At 52.0% G+C, this 2,379-nt stretch carries 2 protein-coding genes; both read right to left on the bottom strand.

The annotated features are described in order from the left end of the window. On the bottom strand, positions 1 to 2,133 hold a 2,133-nt coding region (locus tag NW211_RS13700), incomplete at its 3' end, for a TraG family conjugative transposon ATPase (RefSeq protein ID WP_258328249.1). Next, positions 2,130 to 2,379 (bottom strand): DUF4133 domain-containing protein (locus tag NW211_RS13695; protein WP_258328248.1); only part of this gene is annotated, 250 nt, incomplete at its 5' end. The genes NW211_RS13695 and NW211_RS13700, both read right to left, overlap by 4 nt.

Raw genomic sequence — 2,379 nt, 5'->3', positions numbered from 1 at the left:
GATGTCCTCGACCTCCTGCGTTACCACAACTGCTTCGCCGAAGAACTTACGCACGGTCTTGAAGAGGTACTTCAGATACTCGGCCATGCCCTCCTTGCTAATGGCTTTCCAAGCCTCCTCCAAGAGAATCATCTTACGGATGCCCTTCAATCTTCGCATCTTGTTGATGAAGGTCTCCATAATGATGATGGTCACTATCGGGAAGAGTACCTTGTTGTCCTTGATGTTATCCAGCTCGAAGACAATAAACCGCTTGTTCAAGAGGTCCAGCTGCTTGTCGGAGTTAAGGAGGAAATCATACTCGCCACCCTTGTAGTACGGCTCTAGGACATTGAGGAATCCCCACACATCGAAGTCCTTCTCGCGTGTACGCTTCTCTTTAAGTATCTCCTGATACTCATCACGGATAAACTCATAGAAGGTGTTGAACGAGGGCTTGATGCTCTTGTCGGCACGAATACGCTCCAAGAAGAGGTTCACGGCATTGGAGAGTGCCACCTCCTCGGCTCTCGTCGGTGGCTCATCATCCCTTTTCCACAGCGTGAGGATAAGCGTCTTGATGGACTCCTTCTTCTCAATGTCAAACACTCCATCCTCGACATAGAAAGGATTGAAGGCTATCGGATCACTCTCCTCATAGGTGAAGTAGATGCCATCCTCGCCACCTGTACGGGCATTGATAAGGTTACACAACCCCTGATAAGAGTTACCCGTATCGACAAGCAACACATGCGTACCTTGCTCGTAGTACTGTCTTACCATATGGTTGGTGAAGAAGGATTTTCCACTGCCCGAAGGACCGAGGATGAACTTGTTGCGGTTGGTGATGATACCACGCTTCATAGGCAGATCCGAAATATCCAAATGGATAGGCTTGCCCGTCAAGCGGTCCACCATACGCATACCGAACGGAGAGAGTGAATCCTGTCCTGTGGTCTCCTCGATGAAGAGGCATAGTGCCTGCTCGATAAAGGTGTAGAAGGACTCCTCGGCAGGAAAGTCGCCTGCATTGCCGGGGATAGCAGCCCAGAAAAGCGTAGGTGTATCTACCGTATTGTGTCGGGGCTTGGCCTCCATCAAGGCGAGCTGACTGCCTACATCGTTCTTCACACGCTTGAGTTTCTCTCGGTCATCGCTCCACGCGAAGACATTGCAGTGGGCACGGATAGCCGTCAGCCCCTGGCTGTGTGCCTCGTTCAGGTACTCCTCAATCCACTCGCGGTTAATTTGGTTGGAGCGGCTGTAACGCGATAGCGAGTGCATATTGCGTGCTGTCTGCTCGAACTTACGCAGCATCTCCGCAGAGTCATCTATGAAGAGATACTGGTTCACGATGTGGTTGCAAGTGAGCAACACTCCGATTGGTGCGGCAAACGATAGGCGGCAATCGCTACGGTCTGTCGAGAGACGCTCGTAACGGCTGTCGGTGGCCACGCTTGTCGGAAGGTCTTCGGGATCGGAGAGCGTGTGCAGGCAGAGGTAGTTGTCGCCAATCTTCATCTCGCCAGCTCCGAGGGTGATGTCCTGCAAGCAGGTGGTATCCTCCTGCGAGAACGAGAAGTATTTCTCGATGATGCCCGCACTTGACTCCGTGCCTGTAATCTCATCGCCTGTAAGACGGGTGAGCGTGATGAATCCGCTGTCGTTGATGATACGCTCGAACTGCTCGCAACACTCCAGGAATCGGCTTACCGCCTCCTTGTCCTGCATCCCCTTCGGGATGATGAAGCCACGGGTAAGGGTATTGAAACTGCTGGTCGTGCGGCTATGCTCCTTGGTGGTCTTGGTGAGGAACAGGTAACAAGTGTGCTTCAGGTAAGGACGCTCGTTGAAATGTCGCTCGAAGGAACGGCTGAGGAAACTCAAATCTTCCTTCTGAAGTTCCGGTGTGTAGCTCTCCTCAATGAAGAAGTCCTGCTTATGCACGATACTGTAGTTCGGCAAGACCTTGACCGCCTTGGCCCATGCCGAGTGTATCGCCTCATACTCCGCCTGTGTGACGGTGAAGAGTTCGGGAAGCTCCACACGATAGCAGACCGTGATGTCAGCATCCTTGCTGATGATGCAGTCGTGCTCAACCGACAGAATCGGGAACTTGCTTTCGAGGGTAGCTGCTTTCATTACATTTCTCATGACTTTCCGTTTTTGAGGTTAGGAATAATCAATCGCAAGAATCGCTTGCGGTTGATGATGTAGCGGGGATGGTTCTTTGCAGCCTGCATCTTCATCAAACCCCACTCGCCATACTTGGCATTGAGGTGGAAGGTCGCCCAGACAAGTACCGAAGCGGAGATGACTCCCAGTGCGATACATATCCATTGGTTCACGCCTGCCATATACAGCACCATAAAGGCTATGAGTATGGCGAGCAGACCGCCA

It is taken from the genome of Barnesiella sp. ET7 (genome assembly GCF_024733785.1).
GTDB classification, from domain to species: Bacteria; Bacteroidota; Bacteroidia; order Bacteroidales; family Barnesiellaceae; genus Barnesiella; species Barnesiella merdigallinarum.
Note: the sequence above shows the minus strand (reverse complement) of the source record. Positions and strands in the feature narration are given on the sequence as shown.